This is a genomic window from Streptomyces sp. NPDC048643, from assembly GCF_040650615.1.
Classification (GTDB): Bacteria; Actinomycetota; Actinomycetes; order Streptomycetales; family Streptomycetaceae; genus Streptomyces.
Genome location: NZ_JBEZHO010000003.1, coordinates 37,311 through 63,500 on the forward strand (window position 1 = coordinate 37,311; position 26,190 = coordinate 63,500).

Here is a 26,190-nt window from a genome sequence, read left to right on the forward strand (position 1 = left end):
GACCTGTGGATAACGCTCTGACCTGCGACTATCTAGGAGCAAACGGTTCCGGCCGAGGGGACGGTGCCCTGCAGCAGATAGCCGTTCACGGCGCCCTGCACGCACTTGTTCTTGCTGTCGTACGCCCCGTGTCCCTGGCCCTTGTACGTGAGCTCGACGCCCACGCCCTTGCCGAGCGCGTCCACCATCTTCCGCGCGCCCTCGTACGGAGTGGCAGGGTCACCGGTGTTGCCCACCACGAGGATCGGGGCCGCGCCGGGAGCGCTGACGTCCGGGTGGTCGGCGGCGCCCGGCACGGCCCAGTCGGTGCAGCTGACCATGCCCCAGGCCAGGTAGTCGCCGAACAACGGGGAGGCGGACCGGAACTCCGGGAGCTTCGACCGTACGAAGTCCGCGGTGTAGCGCGGCTTGTCGTCGGCGCAGTTGATGGAGATGTTCGCCGCCGTGATGTTGCTGTAGGTGCCGTTCTCGTTGCGCCCGTTCATCGAGTCGGACAGCAGCATCAGCACCTTGCCGTCGCCGTCGTACGCCTGCTGGAGCCCCTCGGTCAGGTACTCCCAGAAGTCCTTCGAATACAGCGACTGCGCGATGCCGTTGGTCGCGGCGGTCTGCGTCAGCTCGCGCGGGAAGATTCCGGGGATCGGCTTGGTCTCGAGGTCCTTCAGCAGTTTGGCGATGCGGTCCTTGACGTCCTGGGCGGTGTCGCCGATGGGGCAGTCCTCGACCTTCGAGGTGCAGTCGTCGGCGAAGTTGTCGAGCGCGAGCTGGAAGCCCTTGGCCTGGCCGAGCGAGCTCTGTTCCGGGTTCTGCGTCGGGTCGACGACCCCGTCGAACACGGCGCGTCCCACGTTCTTGGGGAACAAGTGGGCGTACACACCGCCCAGTTCGGTGCCGTACGAGATGCCGAAGTAGTGCAGCTTGTCGTCGCCGAGCACCTGGCGCATCAGGTCCATGTCGCGCGCCGCGTCGGTGGTGCGCACATGGGGGAGGACCTTGCCGGAGTTCTTCTCGCACGCCGCGTTGAACGTCTTGGTGTTCCGCAGCAGGTCCTGCGTCTCTGCGGCGTCGTCAGGGGTCGCGTCCTGCTGGAAGTACTTGTCCAGCTGCTGGTCGTCCTCGCATTCCACGCCCGCGCTGCGGCCGACGCCGCGCGGGTCGAAGCTGACCAGGTCGTAGCGGGTGCGCAGGGCGGCGTAGTCCTTGCCGAACGCGGGCAGGGTGGTGACGCCCGAGCCGCCGGGCCCGCCGAAGTTGAAGATGAGCGAGCCGATGCGCTTGCTCGCGTCACCGCTCGTCTTCGCCCGGATCAGCGCGAGCCCGATCGTGTCGCCCTTGGGGTCGGCCCAGTCGAGGGGCGCCTTCAAGGTGGCGCACTGCCACTCCGTACCGCCCGGCAGGGGCGAGGGCGCGCTGCCGCCGCCCTCGGACTCGGACGGGGCCGGGCACTCCTTCCAGCTGAGCTTCTGTGCCGTCAGATCCTCGTTCTTGGAGTCGCTGCCGCAGCCGGTCGACCATGCGGCCAGCAGGACGGCGGTGACGGTCAGGGCAGCGGCGCGCAGCTGGGACGGGTTCGGCATGCTCCCCATCCTGCGGGCCCGCGCGGCGGCGCGCTCGGGGCACGAGCCGTGTGGGTGAGGACGCGCCGCGAAGCCCGTACGAGGGAGTTCTCGGCGGTGTCCTAGAGCGCGCCCTTGCGGGTCAGGTGGTTGAAGAACAGCCAGCCGGGCAGCACCGGGATCCACAGCGTGAGCAGCCGGTACAGGAGTACCGCGGGGGCCGCGACCTCCTTGGGGAGGCCGACGGCGATCAGGCCGACCGTCAGGGTCGCCTCGACCGCGCCGACGCCACCGGGGGTCGGCGCCGCGGAGCCCAGTGCGTTGCCGGCGAGGAAGACGACGGCGACGCTGGCGAGGCTGAGTGTGGTCGGCTCCTCGTGGCCGAAGGCGCGGATCGACGCGTCCAGGCACATCACGAAGCAGGCCGTCAGCAGCAGCATGCCCCCGATGCCCGTGACGAGCTTCTGCGGCCGCTGGAGCACGTCGAGCATGCGCGGGACGACACCCGCGAAGAGTGACCGCACGCGCGTGGAGACGAACTTGCGCAGGAACGGCACCGACGTCACCACGAGGACGAGCACGGCGACCGTCAGCAGACCCGCGATGACCGTGCGGGACGGCGACAGGGACGGCGTCTTCTCCGTGCCGGTCAGATAGCCGAAGGACAGCAGCATCAGGATGTGGCAGCCGAGCCCGAACAGCTGGGAGGCGCCGACGCTCGCGACGGCGAGCCCGGGCCGGACCCCGGCACGCTGCAGGAAACGCGTGTTGAGGGCCACACCGCCGACCGCAGCGGGGGCGACGATCTTCACGAACGAGCCGGCGACCTGAGCCGCCACGGTCCGCATGAAGGGCACTCGTTCGGGCACGAAGCCGAGCAGGCTCATCGCCGCCGCGAAGTAGCTCAGCGCGGAGAACAGCACGGCCGCCGCGACCCAGCCCCACTCGGCGTTGTCGAAGAGCGTGCCGAACTCGATGTGGGTGAGCTGGGTCAGCAGGAAGTACGCGCCGATGGCCCCGGCGATGAAACTGATCAGGGTGCGCGGTCTGATCCGCTCCAGGCGAGCGGGCTCGACGGGCGCCTGCGGCCTGATCAGCAGCACCTGGTGGCGGATCTGGGTGAGCAGATCCTCCTCGCGCGCCTCGTCCAGCGCTTCGTCTATGGCCCGCTTCTCGGCGCGCTGTTCGGCACGGACGGCCTTCTTGGCGGTCTTCTCGGAGACGGGCGCCGCCGCCTCCGCCGCTTCCTCTGCGCGAGCGAGCTTGGCCTGCCGGGAGGCTTCGAGGACCGCGTCCCGTTCGCGCTGCGAGCGCTCTCTGGCCAACCTCCGCAGCGTCGCGCGCGTGCTGCGGGTCAGTGCGATCGGCTGGAGCATGGGCAGGCAGTCCGCGACCGCGTCCGGGCCGAGCACGCCGACCGCCGACGCGACCGCGCGCTCGGCGCCCACACGCAGTCCCACGGTGGTCACCAGCTGGGCGACGTCCATCCGCAGCAGGAGATCACCGGCCGCGATCTCACCGCCGCGCAGGTCCGTGAGGATCACCTTGCCGGAACGATCCACCAGAATCGCGTCGCCCGCGAGCCTGCGGTGCGCGATGCGCCGGGACTGAAGGGCCTGCACCTGGTGCCAGGTGTCGCGCAGCAGATCGTCCGTGACCTGCTCGTCGGGCAGGGAGTCGAGGGTGCGGCCGCCGGTGTGCTCGTAGACGAGCATCACGGCGTCGGGGCCCAGCTCGGAGGTGGCGATCAGTTTGGGGGCGTTGGCCCCGGCGGCGATCGCGGCGTACGCGAGGAGAGCCTCCTGCTCCAGGGCCTGGCGCAGCGACTGGAGGCTGCGGCGCGTGGTGATGCCGCGCAGCGTCAGGCGGCGCCAGACGCGGTAGAAGAAGCCCTGCGCCTGCTGTTCGCGGTCGACGACCGTGACGTCCAGGGGAGGGCCGTCCTCCAGGGTCACGAAGTAGCGCCGGCCGCGGTCGCCGTTCTCCGTGGTCTCCGGCGTCTCCTCGCGGGCCGCGCTGACCGGGTGGAAGCCGACGTGCCGCAGGCCCGCCATGAGGGTCCGCCCGGTGGGCCGCACGTTCGGGGAGCCGACCGCGTACAGCGTCCCGTAGGCGACCGTCCAGCCGATGAGCACCGTCAGGATGATCGAGAACGGTGTCGTGTAGCCGGTCACCAGCATGGAGAAGGCGTCGAGCAGGAGCACCACCCAGAGCACCCCGCGCCAGCGTGGTCTGCGGGACATCCCGACGGCCGTCATATAGGCGATGACCGGCGCGAGATAACCGTGGACCGGGTCGGTGAGGGCGTGGATGTCACCGGGGGAGGGCTGGGTGAGCGCCTCCTGGATGGAACCGGGGGCGCCCTTCGCGACCCACAGGTCCGTGGCGAGGGTCACCCCGTGGGCGAGGACCGCGGCGAGCACGCCGTCGGCGATGCGCAGTCCGTCCCGCTTGATCAGCCGTTCGATCGCGAAGGCGACGGGCACCAGGAGGATCGCGATGCTCGACGCGAGCCCCGCGATCTTGATCAGCAGATCGGGTGCCTGCCCGGTGCCCTTGTTGATGTCCTGTTCGAGACCCGAGGTGGTGCCGTGCGCGAACGCGGCGATGGCGAGCAGCACCGCGATGGCGAGCACGCCGACAAGGAGCCGCATGAGGTCGGAGGGGCGGTGTACGCGCGCGGGGAGGAGGGGTTCGTCGCCCTCGACCTCGTCCGCGTGGGCCTCGTCGACGTCCTCGCAGTCCCGCCTGGCCTGGCGCTTCTCCATGCCTGGGGGGCGCGGAGCGGTTTCCTCGGCCCGGGAGGAGGTCTCTTCGGCCTCGGTGTCGCCCGCATCGGACGCGGACTCCTCGGCCGAGCCGATCGACTCCTTGTCGTCGTTCTTGTCCTTCTCGCCGACGTCACCGGTGTCCGGGCGTGACGAGGCATCGGAGGTGCCCTCCGCGTCTTCGGGGTGCACGCCCTGCTGCCTCATGGTCTCTTCTTGATCTCGTATCACCAGTCACCGCCCGCACGATGGTGGCATGCCCGACTGACACAGGGGGGCATCAGGGTGCAAATGCGGGGTCGCACAGTCTGCCTCAAGCGTCACCCCGGAGCGAGGCACACGCACAGTCGCCGCCGCGTCACATTGTCGGTGGGGTGGTGCAGGATGGGGCGGATGAGCGAGGAGAGCCTTCCGGCGGACGCCCTGCCGGAGTACGCGGAGCGGGTCCTTGAGGTCGCCGAGCTGATCCCGCCCGGGCGCGTCATGACGTACGGCGACATCGCCGAATGGCTGGAAGAGGGGGGACCGCGCCAGGTGGGCCGGGTGATGGCCCTCTACGGCGGGGCGGTGGCGTGGTGGCGGGTCACCCGCGCCGACGGGACCCTGCTGCCCGGCCACGAACTGGACGCGATGGCCCACTACCGCTCGGAGGGGACGCCGCTGAAGGAGGCGAGCCGGTCCGCGGAGGGGCATCTGCCACGAGTCGACATGAGACGGGCGCGGTGGGACGGCGGCGAGCGGGCGGAAGGTCACACCTGACAGCTTCCGGCATTCACGGGACGGAAGGGGAACCTGAGGCCCGTACGAGGGAACCGAGGCACATCCGTGACATGCCGCACGTTCGTGAGGCGAGGGACGCACGTGACGTGAGGGAACAAGCGGAAGCCCTGCTTCCGTGAACCTCACCGGCGTACCGTCGTCGGCGCGCATCTCCCTCACCCCGCGGCCACCGCCTCCACCGCGCGACGGCCCGCCAACCAGTACGACCACCAGGACCGGCGAACCACGTGAGCTCCACTTCTTCCATCAGGCACCCGGCGCACCCTCAGGCGCGCCAGGGGACCCGCGGCGCGTACCGGCTGGTGCGCACCGCCCCGGTCCGGGTGGATCCCCCTCGTCTTGACGCAGGGCAGCGCGCGGTGGTTGAGCACGGCGGCGGACCGCTCCTCGTGCTGGCGGGTCCCGGTACGGGCAAGACGACCACGCTGGTGGAGTCCGTCGCCGCGCGGATCGCCCGGGGCGGCGATCCGGCACGCATCCTGGTGCTCACGTTCAGCCGGAAGGCGGCCGTCGAACTGCGCGACCGCATGGCCCTGCGCATAGGGGCCGCCCGCGCTCCCCAGGCCACCACCTTCCACTCCTTCTGCTACGCCCTGGTCCGCGCCCACCAGGACGCCGACCTCTTCGTGGAGCCGCTGCGGCTGCTCTCCGGTCCGGAACAGGACGTGGCGGTGCGCGGCCTGCTCGCGGGCCAGCCCGACCTGGAGCGGCTCGGCCTCGCCTCCGTGCGCTGGCCGGACGAGCTGCGCGCCTGCCTGACCACACGTGGCTTCGCCGACGAGGTCCGCGCGGTCCTCGCCCGCAGCCGTGAACTCGGGCTCGGCCCCGACGCCCTGGAGGCCTTCGCCCGGCGCATCGGGCGCCCGGACTGGAGCGCGGCTGCGGCCTTCCTCGCCGAGTACCTCGACGTGCTCGACATGCAGGGCGTGCTCGACTACGCGGAACTGGTGCACCGCGCGGTGCTCCTCGCCCGGCGCCCCGACGTCGCCGGGCGGCTCGCCGCGCAGTACGACGCCGTCTACGTGGACGAGTACCAGGACACCGACCCCGCGCAGGTACGGCTGCTGCACGCCCTCGCCGGCGGTGGTCGCACCCTCGTCGCCTTCGGCGACCCGGACCAGTCGATCTACGCGTTCCGGGGCGCCGACGTGAACGGCATCCTGGACTTCCCCGACGCCTTCCCGCGCGCGAACGGCCGCCCGGCGCCGGTCGAGGTCCTCAGGACGTCCCGCCGCTCGGGCGCCGCCCTGCTGGCCGCGACCCGTCTGCTCACCCAGCGCATGCCGCTCACCCGGCTGCCCGCCGAGAAGGTGCGTGCCCACCGCGAGCTGTCCCCGGTGCGGGACGGGGGTGGCGCCGAGGTGTACACGTACCCGACGGCCGGCACGGAGCTCGACAACATCGCGGACATCCTGCGCCGCGCCCACCTGGAGGACGGCGTCCCCTGGGGCGACATGGCCGTCCTGGTGCGTGCGGGTTCCCGCTCGATCCCCACGGTCCGGCGGGCACTCACCGTCGCCGGCGTGCCCCTCGACATCGACGGCGACGACCTGCCCCTGCGCCACGAACCGGCGGTGGCGCCGTTGCTGACGGCCCTGCGGGCGGTGGCCCGGGCGGAGTCGAACACGGACACGGACCGTAGCGCCGGTGAAGGCGCCAGTGCTTCCGAGAGCTCCGGTGCGTCCGAGGACGCCACCCTGCCTGGCGAAGCGGACGCGCACCAGGACGTGGACGCCACCGAGGAAGCCGACGACACGGAGGGCGTCCAGGGCGCGGAGAGCACCCCGGACGCGTCCCGGGACACCTCCGGGGACACCGACGACACAAGGGACTCCGAGGGCACGGACGGTTCGGCCGACGCCGCGGGCGGCGAGCCGGTCGTCGCGGCCTGGCTCGGCACCGAGACCGCGCTCACCCTCCTCGCCTCGCCGCTCGCCAGCATGGACGCGGCGGATCTGCGCCGCCTGGGCCGGGCGTTGCGCGAGGAGGAGCGCGCCGCCGGGAACCTCGTACCGCCGCCGTCCGACGAGCTGCTGGCCCGCGCGCTGGCCGAGCCGGAGCGGCTCGTCGCGCACGATCCGGCGTACGCCCGAGGGGCCCAGCGCCTCGGCGCACTGCTCCGCAAGGCCCGCGAGCGACTCGCGGGTGGCGGGAGCGCCGAGGAAGCCCTCTGGGACCTCTGGCAGGGCACGCCGTGGCCCCAGCGTCTGGAGCGGGCCGCCCGCCGCGGCGGGGCGGCCGGGCGCAACGCCGACCGGGACCTCGACGCGGTGTGCGCGCTGTTCGCGACCGCCGCGCGCGCGGAGGAGCGCACCGGAGGCAGAGGCGCCCTGAACTTCCTGGAGGAGATCGACGCCGAGGACATCGCGGCCGACACGCTGACCCGCCGGGCCGTCCGGCCCGACGCGGTGCGCCTCATGACGGCGCACCGTTCCAAGGGACTGGAGTGGCGGCTCGTCGTCGTCACGGGTGTCCAGGAGGGACTGTGGCCGGACCTGCGCCGGCGCGGCTCCCTGCTGGAGGCCGACCGCATCGGGCGGGACGGCCTCGCGGAACCCCTCACCCCTGGCGCGCTCCTCGCCGAGGAGCGAAGGCTGTTCTACGTGGCGGCCACCCGCGCGCGTGAGCGCCTCGTCGTCACCGCAGTGAAGGCACCGGCCGACGACGGCGACCAGCCGTCCCGCTTCCTCAGCGAACTCGGCGTGGAGCCCAAGGACGTCACCGGCCGACCGCGCCGCCCCCTGTCCGTCGCCGCGCTCGTCGCCGAACTGCGCGCCACGACGGTCGACCCGCGCGTCTCGGACCGCCTGCGGCAGGCGGCGGCCCACCGTCTGGCCCGCCTCGCCGCACTCGCCGACGAGGACGGCCGCCCGCTGGTCCCCTCCGCGCACCCCTACCGCTGGTGGGGCGTGTACGAGCCGACCGAGAGCAAGGTCCCGCTGCGCGACCGCGACCAGCCCGTCGTGCTGTCCGGCAGCGCGCTCGACCAACTCGCCAACACCTGTGCCCTCCAGTGGTTCCTCGGGCGCGAGGTGAAGGCCGACGCGCCCGCCACCGCCGCCCAGGGATTCGGCAACGTGGTGCACGTCCTCGCCGACGAGGTCGCCTCCGGACGGACCCCCGCCGACCTCGCCGTCCTCATGGAGCGCCTCGACTCGGTGTGGAACGCGCTCGCCTTCGACGCGCCCTGGAAGTCGGCGCAGGAGAAGGAGCACGCGCGCGTGGCGCTCGAACGCTTCCTGAAGTGGCACGTCATGGACCGCACCGGGCGCACCCCGGTGGCCAGCGAGCACGACTTCGACGTGACACTCGAAGCGGGCTCCTACGAAGTACGCATCCGCGGCTCCATGGACCGCGTCGAGGCGGACACCGACGGCCGCGCCTACGTGGTCGACTTCAAGACCGGCAAACAGGCCCCCAGCGCCGCCGAGGTGACCCACCACCCGCAGCTCGCCGTGTACCAGCTCGCCGTCCGCGAAGGTGCCGTCGACGACGTCTTCGACGGCGAACGCCCCGGCCCGGGCGGCGCCGAACTCGTCCAGCTGCGCCAGGGCGCCGCCAAGAAGAACGGCGGCGAGACCCTCCCCAAGGTGCAGGCGCAGGAGCCGCTGGAGGGCGAATGGGTCGGCGACCTCCTGGCGAACGCCGCGGGCAAGGTCCTCGACGAACGGTTCTCGCCCACGACCGGACAACACTGCACACACTGCGCGTTCCGGGCGTCGTGCAGTGCGCGGCCGGAGGGACGACAGGTCGTCGAATGACGCAGCCGGAGACGCACACCGGGTCGCCGGGCCGAAGGGTGCGAGGGGCGGGACGTCACCTACGTGACGTACGGCACCACACGGGCTGACCAGCGGTTCTCCCGCCCCGGCCGTCGATGTGGCCCCCAGTGTCAGCGGGCGCCGCTAGCCTCTCGGACATGCCCGCCCGTATCACCCGTCCCGATCAGCTCAAGGAGCTCCTCGGGATCCCGTTCACCCCGGAGCAGACGGAGTGCATCACCGCGCCCCCGGCCCCGCAGGTGATCGTGGCCGGGGCCGGTTCGGGCAAGACCACGGTGATGGCGGCGCGCGTGGTGTGGCTGGTCGGCACCGGACAGGTCGCCCCCGAACAGGTCCTCGGCCTGACGTTCACCAACAAGGCGGCCGGCGAACTCGCCGAGCGGGTCCGCAAGGCGCTCGTCAAGGCGGGCGTCACGGACCCGGACGTCATCGACCCCGACAACCCGCCGGGCGAGCCGGTCATCTCGACCTACCACGCCTTCGCGGGCCGCCTGCTCACCGACCACGGCCTGCGCATCGGGCTCGAACCGACGTCACGGCTGCTCGCCGACGCCACCCGCTACCAGCTCGCCGCCCGCGTGCTGCGCGAAGCGCCGGGTCCCTACCCGGCGCTGACCCGCTCCTTCCCCGACCTGGTCGGCGACCTGCTCACCCTCGACTCCGAGCTGTCCGAACACCTCGTACGAGCCGAGGACCTGCGCGCCCACGACGCCGAACTGCTGCGCACCCTCGAAGGCGTCAAACTCAGCAACGCCGACCTGCGCAAGGTCCCCGAGGCCGCCGCCGCCCGCCGGGAACTCGCCGCACTGGTCGGCCGCTACCGAGCCGCCAAACGCGAACGGGACCTCCTCGACTTCGGCGACCAGATCGCCCTGTCCGCTACCCTCGCCCGTACCCGCCCCGAGGTCGGAGAGATCCTCCGCGATGAGTTCCGGGTCGTCCTCCTGGACGAGTACCAGGACACCTCGGTCGCCCAACGCGTGTTGCTCGCCGGACTCTTCGGCGGCGGCACCGGACACCCCGTGACGGCGGTCGGTGACCCCTGCCAGGCGATCTACGGCTGGCGCGGCGCCTCGGTGGCCAACCTCGACGACTTCCCCGAGCACTTCGCGCGCCCCGACGGCCGTCCCGCCACCCGCCAGTCGCTCAGCGAGAACCGCCGCAGCGGCGGCCGCCTCCTCGACCTCGCCAACGGCCTCGCCGAACCGCTGCGCGCCATGCACGCGGGCGTGGAGGCCCTGCGGCCCGCCCCCGGAGCCGAACGCGACGGCCTCGTGCGCTGCGCGCTGCTGCGCACCCACGCCGAGGAGATCGACTGGCTCGCCGAATCCATCGCGCATCTCGTACGCACCGGGAAGGCGCCCGGCGAGATCGCCGTCCTGTGCCGCACCGCCACCGACTTCGCCGAGATCCAGGGCGCCCTCGTCGCCCGCGACATCCCCGTCGAGGTGGTGGGCCTCTCCGGGCTGTTGCACCTGCCCGAGGTGGCCGACCTCGTCGCCGTCTGCGAAGTCCTGCAGGACCCGGGGGCCAACGCCTCCCTCGTCCGTCTGCTCACCGGACCGCGCTGGCGGATCGGCCCGCGCGACCTGGCACTCCTCGGACGCAGGGCGCGGCTGCTCGTGTCCCACACGCGCGTGGGGGCCGACGAGGACCCGGACCGCCGGCTCGCCGCCGCCGTCGAGGGGGTCGACCCGGCCGAGGTGATATCGCTCGCGGACGCCCTCGACACCTTCCTGGAGACCCCCATCGAGACCCCGGGGGACGACGACGGGCTGCCCTTCTCGCCGGACGCGCGCGTGCGGTTCGCCCGCCTCGCCGCCGAACTCCGCGACCTGCGCCGCTCCCTCGCCGACCCCCTCATGGACGTCCTGCACCGGGTCCTCGCCGTCACCGGACTGGAGGTCGAACTCTCCGCGTCCCCGCACGCCCTGGCCGCCCGGCGCCGCGAGACCCTGTCGAACTTCCTGGACGTCGCCGCGTCCTTCGCGGCAGGCGACGGCGAGGCGAGCCTGCTGGCCTTCCTCGGCTTCCTGCGCACCGCCGCGCAGTACGAGAAGGGCCTGGACAACGCCCTGCCCGGAGGCGAGAACACCGTCAAGGTGCTCACCGCGCACAAGTCCAAGGGCCTGGAGTGGGACGTCGTCGCCGTGCCCGGCCTCGTCAACGGCACCTTCCCCAGCAGCCAGGGCCGCGAGAAGTGGACCGCCCAGGGCAAGGTCCTGCCGCACACCCTGCGCGGCGACGCCGACACCCTGCCCGACATCGAGGCCTGGGACGCCCGGGGCATCAAGGCCTTCCAGGAGGCCATGAAGGACCACCAGCACACCGAGGAACTCCGCCTCGGCTACGTCACGTTCACCCGTCCCCGCTCGCTCCTGCTCGGCTCCGGCCACTGGTGGGGCCCTTCCCAGAAGCGCCCCCGCGGCCCGTCCGACTTCCTGCACGCCCTGTACGACCACTGCGCGGCCGGACACGGCGAGATCGAGGCCTGGGCGGACGAACCGGCGGAGGACGAGGAGAACCCGGCCCTGCACGAGGCGTCCGCCGACCACGCCTGGCCGCTCCCGCTGGACGACGCGGCCCTCGCCAGGCGGCGTGCGGCGGCGGAGACCGTACTCGCCCACCTGGAGCGTGTCGCCTCCCACGACGACGCGCACCCCGCCACCGCCGGGCATCGCCCGACGGCCACCCACGACCCTGCCTCCCACGACGATCCGGAATGGCCGCCCCCGCCCGAGGACGACGAGGGCGATCCGTTCGCCTACGAGGAGGACGACCTCCCCGAGGACGACCACACGCAGGACGGCCCTCCCGAGGGTCCCCTCCCCGAGAGCGACGATTCCGACTGGGACTCCTGGACGACGGACCGCCCAGGCGACCGCCCGTCCAGGCACGGAACAGCCCGCCCGACCGTCCCGCACCAGGGCCACGCCCCGTCCATGGACGCCCGCCGGCATCCCGAGGACCCCGGCACCGAACGCCTCACGCCCGAGGAGGCCCGCACCCTCGCCTCCTGGGACCGCGACCTGGACGCCCTCACCGGGGAACTCCTGCGAGCCCGCGCGAGCGTCACCGACGTACCGCTGCCCGCGTCGCTCACCGCCTCCCAGCTGCTGCGCCTCGCCGCCGACCCGGACGCCTTCGCGCAGGAGCTCGCCCGCCCCATGCCGCGCCCCCCGCAGCCCGCCGCACGCCGGGGCACACGCTTCCACGCCTGGGTGGAGTCCCGCTTCGAAGCGCTGCGGCTGCCGATGCTGGAACCCGATGAGCTGCCCGGCAGCGATGCCGAGATCGCCGACGAGCGCGATCTGGAGGCCCTGAAGGACGCCTTCGAACGCACCCCCTACGCCCATCGCACTCCCTACCGCGTCGAGGCGCCCTTCCAGCTCGCCATCGCCGGGCGCGTGGTGCGCGGACGCATCGACGCCGTCTACAAGGACGGCGACGGCGACGGGACGACGTACGAGATCGTCGACTGGAAGACCAGCCGCGAGCGGACCGCGGACCCGCTCCAGCTCGCCGTGTACCGCCTTGCCTGGGCCGAGCGGCAGGGCGTGCCCCTGGAAGCCGTCACAGCCGCGTTCGTGTACGTCCGCGGCGGCGAGGTCGTCCGCCCCGGCCGGCTCCTGGACCGTGCGGCACTGGAGCGGCTGCTCACCGAGGACCCCGCGGCCCTCTCGGACGGGGCCCCCGGAGAACCGCCGGACGAACACGCCTCCGTGGGCAGCTAGGCTCGTGAACATGAGCAAGCCCGTTGACGACGTCGTCAGCACCGTCCGCACGTACATCGAGGCCCACCGCGCCGCCTTCCTCGACGACCTCACGGAGTGGCTGCGCATCCCCTCGGTCTCGGCCCAGCCCGACCACGCCGCGGACGTGGCACGCAGCGCCGACTGGCTCGCCGCCAAACTCGGGGACACCGGCTTCCCGACCAGCGAGATCTGGCCCACCGCCGGGGCCCCGGCGGTCTTCGCCGAATGGCCCTCCGAGGACCCCGACGCCCCCACCGTCCTCGTCTACGGACACCACGACGTGCAGCCGGCCGCCCGCGAGGACGGCTGGGACACCGACCCCTTCGAACCGGTGATCCGCGGAAACCGCCTCCACGCGCGCGGGGCCGCCGACGACAAGGGCCAGGTGTTCTTCCACACACTCGGCGTCCGCGCCCACCTCGCCGCCACCGGCCGCACCGCCCCGGCCGTGCACCTGAAACTGCTCGTCGAGGGCGAGGAGGAATCCGGCTCCCCGCACTTCCGCCGGCTCGTCGAAGAGCGTGCGGAGCGGCTCGCCGCCGACGCCGTGATCGTCTCCGACACCGGCATGTGGTCCGAGGACACCCCCACGGTCTGCACCGGCATGCGCGGCCTCGCCGAATGCGAGATCGAGCTGTACGGGCCCGGCCAGGACATCCACTCCGGTTCGTTCGGCGGCGCCGTGCCCAACCCGGCGGCCGCGGCCGCCCGCCTGGTCGCGGCCCTGCACGACGAGCACGCACGCGTGGCCGTACCCGGCTTCTACGAAGGCGTCACCGAACTCACCGACCGCGAGCGCGAGCTCTTCGCCGAGCTGCCCTTCGACGAGGAGCGGTGGCTGCGCACGGCCAGGTCGACGGCCACCCACGGAGAGGCCGGTCACACCACCCTGGAGCGCGTCTGGGCCCGCCCGACCGCCGAGGTCAACGGCATCGGTGGCGGCTACCAGGGCCCCGGCAGCAAGACGATCATCCCGTCCTCGGCCCTGGTGAAGCTCTCCTTCCGGCTCGTCGCGGGACAGGACCCCGACCATGTCGAGAAGGTCGTCCGCGCGTGGGCGGCCGACCAGGTGCCCGCCGGTATCCGGCACGAGATCACCTTCGGCCCGGCCACCCGCCCGTGCCTCACCCCGCTGGACCACCCGGCCCTGCAGTCCGTCGTGCGCGCCATGGGCCGCGCCTTCGAGCAGCCGATCCGCTACACCCGGGAGGGCGGCTCCGGGCCGGCCGCCGACCTCCAGGAAGTCCTCGATGCCCCGGTGCTCTTCCTGGGCATCTCCGTTCCCTCCGACGGCTGGCACGCCCCGAACGAGAAGGTCGAACTCGACCTCCTCATGAAGGGCGTCGAGACGGCCGCCCACCTGTGGGGCGACCTGGCCGAGAACTGGCGCGAGGCACACTGAACAAGCCGATCCCCACCCTCATGGGCGCCCCACACGCCCGTCCCGCTGAACCGCCCGCCGAAATAACCGTTCCACCGGGGGAGTTGGAAGCACCCGTGACCACCTGGACCGACCACAGCGCCGACCGTCCCATCTCGCTCACCGCGCCGAGCGGCATCGACCGCGCCGCCCACCACCGGCTCGACGAGGCCTGGCTCGCGGCGGCTTGGAGCCACCCCACGACCCGCGTCTTCGTGGTCTCCGGCGGTCAGGTGCTCATCGACGAGACGGCCGACGGCACCACCGAACTCCTGATGACGCCCTCCTTCGAGGCCCCGCTCACCGAGGCGCACCGTTACTTCCTGGGCACGGACGACGACGGCGTGAGCTACTTCGCGCTCCAGAAGGACGCGCTGCCCGGCCGTATCGACCAGTCCGCCCGCCCTGCCGGGCTGCGCGAGGCGGGGCTCCTGCTCTCCCCGCGTGACGCGGGACTGATGGTGCACGCCGTCGCGCTGGAGAACTGGCAGCGACTGCACCGCTTCTGCTCCCGCTGCGGCGAGCGCACGGTCATCGCCGCCGCCGGGCACATCCGCCGCTGCCCCGCCTGCGGCGCCGAGCACTACCCGCGCACCGACCCGGCCGTGATCATGGCCGTCACGGACGACGAGGACCGCATCCTGCTCGGCCGCCAGGTGCACTGGCCCGAGGGCCGCTTCTCCACACTCGCGGGCTTCGTCGAGCCGGGTGAGTCGATCGAGCAGTCCGTGCGCCGCGAGGTCTTCGAGGAGGCGGGCATCACGGTCGGCGACGTCGAGTACGTCGCCAGCCAGCCCTGGCCCTTCCCCTCCAGCCTCATGCTGGGCTTCCTCGCCCGCGCCACCTCGTTCGAGATCAACGTCGACGGCGAGGAGATCGAAGAGGCCCGTTGGTTCTCCAGGGAAGACCTGCGGGCCGCCTTCGAGTCCGGAGAGGTCCTGCCTCCCTACGGAATCTCGATTGCGGCCCGCCTGATCGAGCTCTGGTACGGCAAGCCCCTGCCGACGCGGGGGAACGCCGTCTGACGTCGCTCAGACGCCGATCTTCTGCTTGACCTGGGCCAGCGAAGGGTTCGTCAGCGTCGAACCGTCCGGGAAGAGAACGGTGGGAACCGTCTGGTTTCCGCCGTTCGCCTTCTCCACGAACGCCGCGGACTGCGGGTCCTGCTCGATGTTGATCTCGTTGTACGTGATGCCCTCGCGGTCCATCTGGCCCTTCAGCCGACGGCAGTAACCGCACCACGTGGTGCTGTACATCGTCACAGTGCCCTGCATGTCCAACGGCTCCTTCACGACTTCGGGTGCGTGCTCGCTGCCAGTGGAACGCAAGCGGCCGGGCCGCCATTCCCGCCGGGGGTATCCACGCGCCCGACCCACGTACCGGCTCCCGGCCGCCGGTTGACCCGGCCCGCGCAGTGATGCCTGTCGCATTCGTACGACTGCAGGTGCCTCCCTGTGGACAACCGGCTCACCCGTCTCTGCGGACCTGGCAGCATGGCGGGGTGACAGCAGCAACGCACTCCACCCTCTTCCCGCAGGTTCCGGACACGGCCGACGCGGTGCTCGACGGGCTCGACCCCGAGCAGCGCGAGGTGGCCACCGCCCTGCACGGTCCGGTGTGCGTCCTGGCCGGCGCCGGCACGGGCAAGACCCGGGCGATCACCCATCGCATCGCCTATGGAGTGCGCGCCGGGATCCTCCAGCCCTCCAGCGTGCTCGCCGTCACCTTCACCAACCGAGCCGCCGGCGAGATGCGCGGACGGCTGCGCCAGCTCGGCGCCGGGGGAGTGCAGGCGCGGACCTTCCACTCCGCCGCGCTGCGTCAGCTCCAGTACTTCTGGCCGAAGGCGGTCGGCGGCAGCCTGCCCCGGCTCGTGGACCGCAAGATCCAGCTCGTCGCGGACGCGGCGGCCGCCTGCCGCATCCGCCTCGACCGGGGAGAACTGCGGGACGTCACGGGTGAGATCGAGTGGTCCAAGGTCACCCAGACCATCCCCGCCGACTATGCGGCGGCCGCCGCAAAGGCCGGCCGCGAAGCCCCCAGGGACCCGGCCGAGATCGCCCAGATCTACTCCGCGTACGAGGACCTGAAGCGCGACCGCGCCGTCATCGACTTCGAGGACGTCCTGCTGCTGACGGTCGCCGTCCTGCAGGACCGCCACGACATCGCCGAGCAGGTCCGCTCCCAGTACCAGCACTTCGTCGTCGACGAGTACCAGGACGTCAGCCCGCTCCAGCAGCGGCTCCTGGAGCTGTGGCTCGGCGAGCGGGACAGCCTCTGCGTGGTCGGCGACGCCAGCCAGACGATCTACTCGTTCACCGGTGCAACTCCTGACCACCTGCTCGACTTCCGCACCCGCCATCCCGGTGCCACCGTCGTCAAGCTGGTCCGCGACTACCGCTCCTCGCCCCAGGTCGTCCACCTCGCCAACGGCCTGCTCTCCCAGGCCCACGGCCGGGCCGCCGAGCACCGCCTCGAACTGATCTCCCAGCGACCGGCCGGAGCCGAACCCGTCTACGCCGAGTACACGGACGAGCCCGCCGAGGCCGAGGGCGCCGCGCGCCGGATCCGCGACCTCATCGCCTCCGGCGTCCCCGCCGCCGAGATCGCCATCCTGTTCCGGACGAACTCCCAGTCCGAGACCTACGAACAGGCGCTCGCCGACGCCGGTGTGCCCTACCAGTTGCGGGGCGCCGAGCGCTTCTTCGACCGCCCCGAAGTGCGCAAAGCGGGATCGGCCCTGCGCGCCGCGGCCCGCTTCGGCGGCAACGACGCACTGCTCGACGACGCCGACGACCTGCCCTCGCAGGTGCGGGCGGTGCTCTCCGGCGAAGGCTGGACGACCAGGCCTCCGGCCGGCTCCGGCGCGGTCAGGGAGCGCTGGGAGTCGCTGGCCGCCCTGGTGAACCTCGCGCAGGACTTCGCGACCGCCAAGGCCGGCGCGACCCTCGCCGATCTGGTGGCCGAGCTCGACGAACGCGCGAACGCCCAGCACGCTCCGACCGTTCAGGGCGTCACCCTCGCCTCCCTCCACTCCGCCAAGGGACTGGAGTGGGACGTGGTGTTCCTGGTCGGTGTGGCCGAGGGCATGATGCCGATCACCTATGCAAAGACCGACGAGCAGGTCGAGGAGGAACGCCGCCTCCTGTACGTGGGCGTCACCCGGGCCCGTGAGTATCTCTTCGTCTCCTGGGCGCTGGCCCGCTCACCGGGCGGCCGTGCGGGCCGACGCCCCAGCCGGTTCCTGGACGGCCTGCGTCCCGGCTCCGTCGCCACGGCAGGACGGAGCGGCGGCGGTGGGGCCGGAGGCATCGAGCGCGGCGTCCGTGGTGGCGTCGCCACCGCCGTGGGGCGCAGAAGCCGGACCCCCGCGCGCTGCCGGGTCTGCGGGCGGACACTCACCGACGCCGGTGAGATGAAGCTGATGCGCTGCGAGGGCTGCCCCTCCGACATGGACGAGGGGCTCTACGAGCGGCTGCGGGAGTGGCGGGCGGTGCAGGCGGAGCGCAGCGGGCAGCCGGCGTTCTGCGTCTTCACGGACAAGACGCTGATGGCGATCGCCGAGACGGTGCCGGACGACGCGGGAGAGCTCGCCCGGATCCCCGGCGTCGGTGTGCGCAAGCTCAACCGCTTCGGGGCCGATGTTCTGGCCATCTGCGCAGGTCGCGAGGTTGGAGAAGAGCACGAGAGTGACTGATTCAAACTCGTCGAAAAAATAGTTTGCGCATGCCCCAGCAATCCCCATAGGTTCTTAACCACGGCAGCAGCGGCCTTCTCCGAGGCCCTGGTTCCGTGCTGTACTTAATAACCGTCGGGTCGGCTCACGCCGATCCCCCAAGACGCCGAGAGGAGGCGATTCCAGTGATCAGCATCAACACCAGCTTCATCAGGACCGTGAAAATGACCGATCCCTCGACCGTCGTCGTCTCCACCTGCTCGCTCGGCGTCTCGAACCTGGGCACCGGTCTGTCCGGCATCCGTGCCGTCCGTCCGGCGTCCTCCGTGTCTCTCGCGGGTCTTCCCATCCGTGAGCGCAATGAGCGACCGACGCAGGCACTGGAAGCGGCAGTAGTGGCAGAGGCGCATGCCTATGCCTTTGCGGCAGCCGGTGCCGGATCCCTGAAGCAGACGCAGCAGCACCACACGATGTGGGCCTTCCGTGGGCCTGAACCCTGGAGTGATCCAGCCTGATTCGATCAGGCCGGCGCCTTCAGGGCCGCGGAACCCCACCCGGGATCCGCGGCCCTTCTGTTTGTCCCCGACCGGGGACGACAGAGCGAAGGGGCCTCGGGACAAGAGAACCCGGTACCAGCCGCCAACCGGCCGACCCGGCCGGCACGACCAGACGAGGAAAACCAACCGTGCAACTCGAAGCGCACGCCCCGTCCGTACCGCCTTCCGAAACGATCCCCCCGCCCGGCTCCACGGAGGACTCCACCTTGATCCCGCTCACTGCGCTCACCGCGCTCGACGACGCCATCGAGAACCTCGGCGTACCCGTCCCCTGCCGTTCGTACGACCCGGAGGTCTTCTTCGCCGAGTCCCCGGCCGATGTCGAGTACGCCAAGTCGCTCTGCCGTACCTGCCCGCTGATGGAGGCCTGCCTCGCCGGCGCCAAGGAGCGGCGTGAGCCCTGGGGCGTCTGGGGTGGCGAGCTCTTCGTCCAGGGTGTCGTCGTGGCCCGCAAGCGGCCGCGTGGCCGCCCGCGCAAGAACCCGGTCGCGGCATGAACATCCGAGGAACGATCGACCGCCCCCTGACGAACGACCCCAAGAAACAGGCCCCGATGAAGCCGTCCGCGAGCGAGCCCGCCGGCTCCGCGACCCCAGACTTCACTTCTCACGGCGCGAACGACTCGCGTCAGAACAGGACCCGAGAGATGCAACTCATCCCAGAAGCCCTGGCTCGTGCGCATATGCACGAGCAACTGCACCAGGCTGAGCAGGAACGCCGGGCCGTGCGCCTGGCGACCGCTCGCCGCATGCAGCGCCGGGCCGAGCGCGCTTCGCTGCGTGCCCGCCGGGCGCTGGCCATGGCGGTCATGCAGTAGTCGACCCCGGTCGCTCTGACAGCCGCAGCAGTTGCAGGCACATCCACATCCCCGCGGGGGCCGGTCCGTTCGGACCGGCCCCCGCGGTGCGTTGTGCGGGGCGATCCGCGGACCGCGGGGATATCGTCGCCGAGTGACGAGTCTTCCCGGGGACAGTGACAGCACGGGTTCGGCGCCGCGGTCCGACGCGGGCGGTGACCGGAAGATCGTGTGCGCCCGCTGCGGCACCCGGGCCGACGGCCCCCGGCCGACGTGGACCTGCTCGGTCGAGAACGGCGCCCGCCACTACTTCTGCGACACCTGCTCGCGCAGCAACCTCAGAGCGATCGAGGGCCGTCTCGACTCGGCCTGGTGGTAGTCCCGCCGGCTCAGGCCTCGGCGGCCGGCAACTCCTCGTCCGGTTCCTCGTCGTCCTCCGCGTCCACTGCCTGCTCCGCGTCCTCCGCGTCCTCCTCCAGTACGAATCCCGGCAGCCACTCCTCCAGTTCGTCACGCAGCCGGACCGTCGCGCCGAGCTGACACAGGACGCCGATGGTGCTGAGCGTCACGCGGTGTATCAGGAGGTACGACGGCGGCAGGTTCAGCTGCCGGCCCAACTGGTGCGCGGGAGAACGAGGATCGGCGATCCGGGCGGCCTGGCTGCGCATCCAGCCCCGGGTGAAGGTGAACGCGTCCACCTGCGCCGGTTCGATGATCGGCACGAGGTAGTCCAGGACCGCGTCCGGGTCGAGGTCTATCGACTCCTTGACGAAGCCTTCCTCGCGGAGCAGTTCGTAGACCCCCTCGGCGTCGCCGTCCAGCGTCATCCGGAGGGAGTCGCCGATCGTCTGCGGCAGGCCGCCGGGGAGCCGGTCCACCGTGCCGAAGTCCAGGACGCCCAGGCGCCAGCCACTCTCCTCGTCCGGCAGCAGACGGAAATTGCCCGGGTGCGGGTCGGCGTGCAGCAGTCCGGTGCGGGCCGGACCGGAGAAGAGGAAGCGGGCCAGCAACTGGCCGGCGCGGTCGCGCTGCTCCTCGGTGCCGTCGTTGATCACCTCCGACAGTGGCACTCCGTCGATCCACTCGGTCACCAGAACCTGGTCGCACTGGTGGACCACCGCGGGCACCAGCACGTCCGGATCGTCCGCGAACTCCTCCGCGTGCGCCGCCTGGGCCTGCGCCTCCAGGCCGTAGTCGAGCTCCTCGGAGACCCGGTCGCGCAGCTCCGTGATGAGCGGCTTGATGTCCATGCCGGGGATCAGCGGTCCGAGCAGCCGGGCGAACCGGCTGAGCTGGGTCAGATCGGAGAGCAGGGCGTCCCCCGCTCCGGGGTACTGCACCTTGACGGCCACCTCGCGCCCGTCGTGCCACACCGCCCGGTGCACCTGGCCGATCGAGGCCGCCGCGGACGGCTTGTCCTCGAACTCCAGGAACAGCTCGTCCCAGTCCGCGCCGAGCCGCTCCTCCAGTACGGAGTGGACCGTGCGCGTCGGCATCGGGGGTGCCGCCTCCTGGAGTTTCGTCAGCGCCGCCCGGTACGGGCCCGCGACCTCCTCCGGCAGTGCCGACTCGAAGACGGACAGCGCCTGCCCGAACTTCATCGCGCCGCCCTTGAGCTCCCCGAGGACCTTGAAGAGCTGCTCGGCCGTGCGCTGCTGGAGCTCGCGGCCCACCAGCTCCGCGGACGCCCCGCCGATGCGCTTTCCGAGTCCCCAGGTCGCGCGCCCGGCGAAGCCGAGCGGCAGCGCGGCGAGTTTGGCAGTACGGGTCACTGCCTTCCGGGGAAGATCAGACATGCGCCCTCCAGGTCCCAGCAAGCCCTGCCGCGTGCGACTGTTGCCCTGCCATTGTCGCGTGTGGCTCCTCGTCCTCGGAGGCCCGCTCCCCATTTGTTTTCTCAGCGGCTCCGCAGGGGCAGCCGGAATGGGCCCAAACCGGCTTCGCATGCCAGTCGCAGCCCGGGAGAGACGCCTCCCAGCGCACTCCGGCGGCGGAGGGCGCATCTCCGTCCAGGAAGGCGAGCGCATGGCTCGCGGCGAGCCCGGCGACCGCCGCTGCCAGGCCCAGATCGCACGCGGGAACCCGGCGCTGCCGCCCGGAGCGCCACTGCGCCACCAGGCGCGGCCAGGTCGGATCCCGGTCGGTCCGCACCTGGTCCAGACAGCCCGCACAGCCGGTGTCCCCGGGCAGGACCAGGGGGCCGACGACTCCGGTCGCCTCGACCACCCCGACGTACAGATGGGGTGTCCCCGAAGTGATCAGGGGCTCGGCCGACACCGGATCGGGGGCGTGCACGGAAAGGGCGTCCCGGGGAGCGAGGATCACCAGGGACAGTCCGCGGGTCGCCTCCCCCTCCCGCTCCCCGGACGAGGCCCGGGGGGAGCTGTCCGGGGCCGCCCGCCGCACCGCCCGCCGGGCGGCGTCCTGACGGCGCTCGCCGATCGACTCCACGGGCAGGCCGCCCGGCGCGACGTCCCCCGGCTCGACCCGGCCCAGGTCACGCACCTCCACCTCGCCCACCCCGGCGCCCGCGAGCAGCGAGGCCAGGACGACGCCCACCCGGCCGGCACCGCGCACCTGGACGCGCAGGGCACGACGGGCCGCGAGGCGCGCGACGGCCCCGCCCGGTTCGGGAGCGACGAGGGAGAGGGAGGCGAGATCGGGCCGCATCCGCTCCATGACCTCCTTCTTCTCCCGCAGCGCGTCCGCGGCCGGGCCGCCTCCGGTCGCGTCGTCCAGCAGCCCCGAACGGGCCAGCCGGTCCACCAGACCGTCGACATGCCCGTCCGGCAGGCCCATCTCGCGCCCCTGCTCGCGCAACAGCGGCATCCCGCGGGTGCCGTCGAGCAGATCGAGGAAGCTGCCGGTCGCCGTGTCCATCGGGCCCAGCACCATCGCGTGCGCCGGCGCCATGCCGAACTGCACCGTGTTGAGATCCCGCCAGGCGCGCCGCAGCGCGGGCTTCACGATCGGATGCATGACCTACCCCCGTAGACCGTAGTACGTCCCCGAATGTCCGCCGGGTGCTCCCGCAGCGCGGACCGGATGCCAGCATGCCCGGGCCGTCCGGACCCCGCCGAAAGTTGTCCACAGGCGGCATCGTTCGTCGTACAAATCGAACACGGGGGGTGCGGATCGGCATCGAACCGTCCCGGGGACGGGACTTCCCCCATGTGCAGCGGGTAACGTCGGGGCGTGCCCGCCGACCCACTGCACCGCGCCGCAAAACCACAGCGCAGCACGACGAGCCCGCCGCCGAGCGGTTCGGGGGCGAGCGCGATCGAGGTCCGCAGGAGCGCCCGACGGCGCAGAACGGTTTCCGCGTACCGCGAGGGCGATCGCACCGTCGTGCTCATCCCCGCCCGCATGTCCGAGGCGGAGGAGCAACGCTGGGTGACCGTCATGCTCGACAAGCTGGCCGCCCAGGAGAGCAAACGGGTACTCGGCGACGCCGAGCTGTCCGAACGCGCCGAGCGGCTGTCGGCCCAGTACTTCGAGGGCCGGGCGCGGCCCTCGTCGGTCCGCTGGGTCACCAACCAGAACACACGCTGGGGCTCGTGCACCCCCTCCGAAGGCAGCATCCGACTGTCGCACCGGCTCCAGGGCATGCCCGAGTACGTCGTCGACTACGTCCTTCTGCACGAGCTCGCCCACCTGCTCGTTCCCGGTCACGGGCCGCGCTTCTGGCGTCTTCTGGAGGCCTATCCGCGCACCGAGCGGGCCCGCGGCTATCTCGAAGGGGTCGTCGCGGCGGACCGGTTGCCCCGGATGCCGGCCGCGGGCGACGAGTAGGGCCGTCCGTCCTTCGTCGGAGACCGGACGGCACCCCGGAGCGGAAGCGATTGTGTACCGGGTCTGTACCGGCTGAGTCCGGTCCAAGATTTTGCCGTTAGCCTGACGCGACGCACTTGTATTCGGGATGGGGGACGGTCGTTACGCATGGCCAGGGAATTCCAACGCGGCCACAAGGCCAAGATCACTGACCTCACCGCGGGCACCGATCTGTACGTAGGTGTGCAGATCACCGGCCCCGGGCTGACCTTCGACATCAGTTGCTTCGGGCTCGACGCCCACGAGCAGCTGTCCGACGACCGGTACTTCGTCTTCTTCAACCAGCCGAAGTCCCCCGAGGAGTCCATCCAGCTGCTCGGTGCCCAGTCGGGTGACACCGAGTCCTTCCGTGTCACCCTCGACCGGATCCCGGCGCAGATCCAGAAGCTCTCGTTCACGGCGACCATCGACGGCGCCGGACAGATGTCGCAGATCGCCCCCGGGTACCTGCGCATCGTCGCGGGCGGCCAGGAGGTGGCCCGGTACGCGTTCAGCGGCGCCGAGTTCTCCACCGAGCGCGCCGTGATGCTGGGCGACCTCTACCTGAAGGACGTCTGGCGGTTCGCAGCCGTGGGACAGGGCTTCGACGGCGGCCTCGACGCGCTGCTGAAGAACTTCGGTGGCGAGGTCGCCGAGGAGGAGCCCGCCGCGCAGCAGCCGCAGTCCGGCGCCGCGCCGTCCTTCGCACCGCCGGCCTTCGGGGCCCCCGCACCGGCTCCGGCCCAGGGGTTCGCGCCGCCGCCCGGTGCCACTCCGCCGGCCCCGGCTCCCACCTCCTCGGTGCACGGCGCGCCCACCATCGTGGCGCCGCTGCACACCCCGCCGGGCGGAGCCACAGTGCCGCCGCCGGGACCCGCGCCGTACGCGCAGCCCCCCGGCCCGCCCGGTCCGCCCGGTCCGCCGCCGGGCTACGGCCAGCAGCCGCCCGGCCAGACGGCCCCGCCCCCTCCCGGCTACGGGCAGCAGGCGCCGACCGCGCCTCCCGGCTACGGTCAGCAGCCTCCGTCGGCACCGCCCGGCTACGGCCAGCAGCCGCAGTACGGGCAGGTCCCGGGCCAGGCGCCCGGACCGCACCCGGGGCAGCCCGGCGCGCCCTCCCCCTACGGCGTTCCCCAGGGATCTCCGCAGGCCGGAGCCGGTGTGGCCGCCGCGCTCAACGTCTTCAAGGAGACGCCGACCGGTCAGCGCTGGACTCCGCAGAACAAGAAGCTCATCCGCGTCGACCTGGGCGTCGGCGGTCAGCCCGTGCTGGCCCGCCAGGGCAGCATGGTCCTGTATCAGGGCAAGGTCGACTTCAGTTACAAGGGCGCCGGATTCGCCGGCCGGCTCGTGGGCAACGCGACCGGCCAGGAGATGCAGCTGATGCGCTGCACCGGTCAGGGCCAGGTGTTCTTCGCCGAGAACGCCACCCATGTGCACCCGATCGAACTCCAGGGTGACGCGATCTGTGTCTCCGCGGAGAACGTGCTGGCCTTCGACGAGTCCCTGCAGTACGAGGTCCGTCGCATCGAGGGGCACGGCATTCCCGGCGGCGCGCTGTTCACGATGCAGTTCCAGGGGACCGGCACCATCGTCGTCAAGACGCACGGCGCGCCCGTCGTCCTGCCGGTGACGCCCACGACGTTCGCCGACTGCAACGCCGTCGTCGCGTGGTCCGCGGCCGCCCAGGTGATCGTGTCCAGCCAGGTGCGGATGCGCCGGAACGCCTACCCCGGCGACACCGGCGAGAGCGTGAACCTCCAGTTCCGCGCCGCGCCCGGCAGTTTCGTCGTCGTCCAGCCGTACGAGGTCTGAGGGAGCCCGTCATGAACCAGCCATTCGCGGGCTTCGCCCCTGCACCCGTCACCGCGCGCATGGAGAACCACGGCAGTCACATGCTGAAGGTCGCCATGCAGAGCGGAAGCGACCTCTTCGCGCGCGTGGGCTCGATGGTCGCCTACGAAGGGTTCGTCCAGTACGAGCCCAACCCGCCCGCCGTACGCCAGATCGCGCGCGACTGGATGACCGGCGAGGGCGCGCCCCTCATGAAGTGCTCCGGCGACGGCCTGCTCTACCTGGCCGACTACGGGGCGGACGTCGTCGTCATCAACCTCAACGGCGACGCGATCTCCGTCAACGCCACCAACCTCCTCGCCTTCGACACGCAGCTCACCTGGGGCGTGGAGCGGGTGAAGGGTCTCGCCAAGTTCGCCGGCCAGGGTCTGTGGAACACCAAGATCTCCGGCCAGGGCTGGGTCGCGCTGACCTCCCGGGGCAAGCCCATCGTCGTCGACTGCGGCGGCGGTGAGGACGAGACGTACGTCGACCCCGACGCGCTCGTCGCGTGGTCCCCGAACCTCAAGGTGAAGGGCAAGCGCAGCTTCAAGGCGCAGTCGCTGATCGGCCGCGGCAGCGGCGAGGCCTACCAGATGGCGTTCTCCGGTACCGGCATCGTCGTCGTGCAGCCCAGCGAGGACAGCACCGACCGCCTCCGAGTCCGGGGCTGAGGGGGAACAGGACACCATGCAGAGCCCGATTTTCGGCTACAACGACCAGCAGACCCAGGACCGCTACAGCCTGCAGAACTCGCAGATGCTCCGCGTCGTCCTGGAGGGGCACGACGACATCCTCGCCCGCAAGGGCACCATGGTCGCCTACCAGGGACTCGTCGAGTTCGACGCCGAGTACCAGACAGGCGGCCAGCACCGCGCGCGTGCGTACACCGGCGAGGGGCTCGACCTGATGCGCTGCCACGGGCAGGGCACGGTCTACTTCGCCAACCTCGCCCAGCACGTGCACGTCGTCGACGTGGACCAGGACGGCCTCACCGTCGACAGCAGCTACGTCCTCGCGATGGACTCCGCGCTCCACCACGAGGTCATCGCCGTGGACAGTCAGTACGGCATCTCCGGCTCCGGGAAGTACCAGCTCAACATCACGGGGCGCGGCAAGGTCGCGCTGATGACCTCCGGGATGCCCCTGATGATGCAGGTCACCCCGGACCGGTACGTGAACTGCGACGCCGACGCGATCGTCGCGTGGTCCACGAGCCTGCGCGTCCAGATGCAGGCCCAGACCCACTCCTCCGGCGTGTGGCGGCGCCGCGGCAACACCGGTGAGGGCTGGGAGCTCAGCTTCATGGGCAACGGTTACGCGCTGGTCCAGCCCAGCGAGCTGCTGCCGCCGCAGAACGCGGCGGTCGGCCAGGGGCTGCGCGCCCAGTACGGCATGGGCCAGCAGGGTGTCCACGCGCAGAACCAGGGCAACGCCTGGAGCTGACCGCACGACGG

The 26,190-nt window shown here is 71.8% G+C and carries 19 protein-coding genes; 14 read left to right on the forward strand and 5 right to left on the reverse strand.

The features are described from left to right. Positions 1–32: 32 nt before the first annotated feature. Positions 33–1,577 carry an alpha/beta hydrolase gene (locus AB0C62_RS03955; RefSeq protein ID WP_362969499.1) on the reverse strand — a complete coding sequence of 515 codons (1,545 nt, stop codon included), beginning with the start codon at positions 1,575–1,577 and terminating at the stop codon, positions 33–35. A gap of 101 nt (positions 1,578–1,678) precedes the next feature. Continuing rightward, a complete protein-coding gene (locus AB0C62_RS03960; RefSeq protein WP_362969500.1) occupies positions 1,679–4,531 on the reverse strand; it encodes a lysylphosphatidylglycerol synthase transmembrane domain-containing protein in 2,853 nt (950 codons plus the stop codon). A 186-nt stretch (positions 4,532–4,717) separates the two neighbouring features. Between AB0C62_RS03960 and AB0C62_RS03965 the strand changes: the two genes are divergently transcribed. The 5 genes from AB0C62_RS03965 (at position 4,718) to nudC (ending at position 15,086) form a co-directional block, all read left to right on the forward strand. Then, a complete protein-coding gene (locus tag AB0C62_RS03965; protein ID WP_362969501.1) occupies positions 4,718–5,083 on the forward strand; it encodes an MGMT family protein in 366 nt (121 codons plus the stop codon). A gap of 248 nt (positions 5,084–5,331) precedes the next feature. After that, the gene (locus AB0C62_RS03970) at positions 5,332–8,865 is read left to right on the forward strand and encodes an ATP-dependent DNA helicase (protein WP_362969502.1); all 3,534 of its coding nucleotides are present in this window, start codon (positions 5,332–5,334) and stop codon (positions 8,863–8,865) included. A gap of 158 nt (positions 8,866–9,023) precedes the next feature. Beyond that, the gene (locus tag AB0C62_RS03975) at positions 9,024–12,620 is read left to right on the forward strand and encodes an ATP-dependent DNA helicase (protein WP_362969503.1); all 3,597 of its coding nucleotides are present in this window, start codon (positions 9,024–9,026) and stop codon (positions 12,618–12,620) included. A gap of 10 nt (positions 12,621–12,630) precedes the next feature. Continuing rightward, the gene (locus AB0C62_RS03980) at positions 12,631–14,043 is read left to right on the forward strand and encodes a dipeptidase (protein ID WP_362969504.1); all 1,413 of its coding nucleotides are present in this window, start codon (positions 12,631–12,633) and stop codon (positions 14,041–14,043) included. A 95-nt stretch (positions 14,044–14,138) separates the two neighbouring features. Further along, a complete protein-coding gene (gene nudC, locus AB0C62_RS03985) occupies positions 14,139–15,086 on the forward strand; it encodes an NAD(+) diphosphatase (protein ID WP_179165302.1) in 948 nt (315 codons plus the stop codon). Positions 15,087–15,092: 6 nt separating this feature from the next. Here the strand turns inward: nudC and AB0C62_RS03990 are convergent, their stop codons facing one another. Further along, positions 15,093–15,335: a mycoredoxin gene (locus AB0C62_RS03990; protein ID WP_351128896.1), complete on the reverse strand. Its 243-nt coding sequence runs from the start codon at positions 15,333–15,335 to the stop codon at positions 15,093–15,095. Between the two features lie 227 nt (positions 15,336–15,562). Here AB0C62_RS03990 and AB0C62_RS03995 point away from each other — a divergent pair, with 227 nt between their 5' ends. From AB0C62_RS03995 to AB0C62_RS04015, 5 genes are all read left to right on the forward strand, one after another. Continuing rightward, the gene (locus AB0C62_RS03995; RefSeq protein ID WP_362969505.1) at positions 15,563–17,758 is read left to right on the forward strand and encodes an ATP-dependent DNA helicase UvrD2; all 2,196 of its coding nucleotides are present in this window, start codon (positions 15,563–15,565) and stop codon (positions 17,756–17,758) included. Between the two features lie 164 nt (positions 17,759–17,922). Further along, entirely contained in the window at positions 17,923–18,252 is a 330-nt protein-coding gene (locus AB0C62_RS04000; protein ID WP_362969506.1) for a hypothetical protein, read from the forward strand. A gap of 170 nt (positions 18,253–18,422) precedes the next feature. Continuing rightward, positions 18,423–18,791, forward strand: coding sequence for a WhiB family transcriptional regulator (locus AB0C62_RS04005; RefSeq protein ID WP_081219299.1), 369 nt, complete (start codon positions 18,423–18,425; stop codon positions 18,789–18,791). After that, positions 18,788–19,111, forward strand: a complete 324-nt coding sequence (locus AB0C62_RS04010) for a hypothetical protein (protein ID WP_362969507.1) — start codon at positions 18,788–18,790, stop codon at positions 19,109–19,111. Before AB0C62_RS04005 ends, AB0C62_RS04010 begins: the two co-directional genes overlap by 4 nt. A gap of 133 nt (positions 19,112–19,244) precedes the next feature. Then, complete coding sequence (locus AB0C62_RS04015) at positions 19,245–19,469, forward strand: hypothetical protein (RefSeq protein ID WP_362969508.1); 225 nt, start codon at positions 19,245–19,247, stop codon at positions 19,467–19,469. Positions 19,470–19,479: 10 nt separating this feature from the next. On the opposite strand, the gene AB0C62_RS04020 is transcribed toward AB0C62_RS04015, so the two are convergent. Both AB0C62_RS04020 and AB0C62_RS04025 read right to left on the reverse strand, forming a co-directional pair. Further along, on the reverse strand, positions 19,480–20,886 hold the full coding sequence (locus AB0C62_RS04020; RefSeq protein WP_362969509.1) for an AarF/UbiB family protein: 1,407 nt from the start codon (positions 20,884–20,886) through the stop codon (positions 19,480–19,482). Beyond that, the gene (locus AB0C62_RS04025; RefSeq protein ID WP_362969510.1) at positions 20,879–22,069 is read right to left on the reverse strand and encodes a TOMM precursor leader peptide-binding protein; all 1,191 of its coding nucleotides are present in this window, start codon (positions 22,067–22,069) and stop codon (positions 20,879–20,881) included. Before AB0C62_RS04025 ends, AB0C62_RS04020 begins: the two co-directional genes overlap by 8 nt. A 216-nt stretch (positions 22,070–22,285) precedes the next feature. Between AB0C62_RS04025 and AB0C62_RS04030 the strand changes: the two genes are divergently transcribed. The 4 genes from AB0C62_RS04030 to AB0C62_RS04045 all read left to right on the forward strand — a co-directional run bounded on the left by AB0C62_RS04030 (position 22,286) and on the right by AB0C62_RS04045 (position 26,179). After that, positions 22,286–22,882, forward strand: coding sequence for a M48 family metallopeptidase (locus tag AB0C62_RS04030; RefSeq protein WP_362969511.1), 597 nt, complete (start codon positions 22,286–22,288; stop codon positions 22,880–22,882). A 147-nt stretch (positions 22,883–23,029) separates the two neighbouring features. Continuing rightward, positions 23,030–24,715 carry a TerD family protein gene (locus AB0C62_RS04035; RefSeq protein WP_362969512.1) on the forward strand — a complete coding sequence of 562 codons (1,686 nt, stop codon included), beginning with the start codon at positions 23,030–23,032 and terminating at the stop codon, positions 24,713–24,715. Between the two features lie 11 nt (positions 24,716–24,726). Beyond that, positions 24,727–25,407, forward strand: a complete 681-nt coding sequence (locus AB0C62_RS04040; protein WP_358815641.1) for an AIM24 family protein — start codon at positions 24,727–24,729, stop codon at positions 25,405–25,407. Positions 25,408–25,423: 16 nt separating this feature from the next. After that, complete coding sequence (locus AB0C62_RS04045; protein ID WP_362969513.1) at positions 25,424–26,179, forward strand: AIM24 family protein; 756 nt, start codon at positions 25,424–25,426, stop codon at positions 26,177–26,179. Positions 26,180–26,190 lie beyond the last annotated feature (11 nt).